At 51.0% G+C, this 255-nt stretch carries 1 rRNA gene; it reads right to left on the bottom strand.

The window, feature by feature from the left end:
* Positions 1–255: ribosomal RNA gene (locus J3L11_RS19165) — 23S ribosomal RNA — on the bottom strand; the annotation flags it as partial.

The following is a 255-nucleotide window of genomic DNA, read 5'->3' on the forward strand; positions in this document are numbered from 1 at the left end:
ACTAACACCCCAATGACTTAAGGGCTACTCCCCGTTCGCTCGCCGCTACTAGGGGAATCTCGGTTGATTTCTTTTCCTCGGGGTACTTAGATGTTTCAGTTCTCCCGGTTCGCCTCTGCATGCTATGGATTCACATGCAGATAGCTGCTTATGCAGCTGGGTTGCCCCATTCGGATATCTGTGGCTCAACGGGTTTTATCACCTCACCACAGCTTTTCGCAGATTAACACGTCCTTCATCGCCTCTGACTGCCAA

Origin of the sequence: Shewanella sp. 4t3-1-2LB (genome assembly GCF_017368415.1) — a bacterium.
Taxonomy (GTDB): Bacteria; Pseudomonadota; Gammaproteobacteria; order Enterobacterales; family Shewanellaceae; genus Shewanella; species Shewanella fodinae.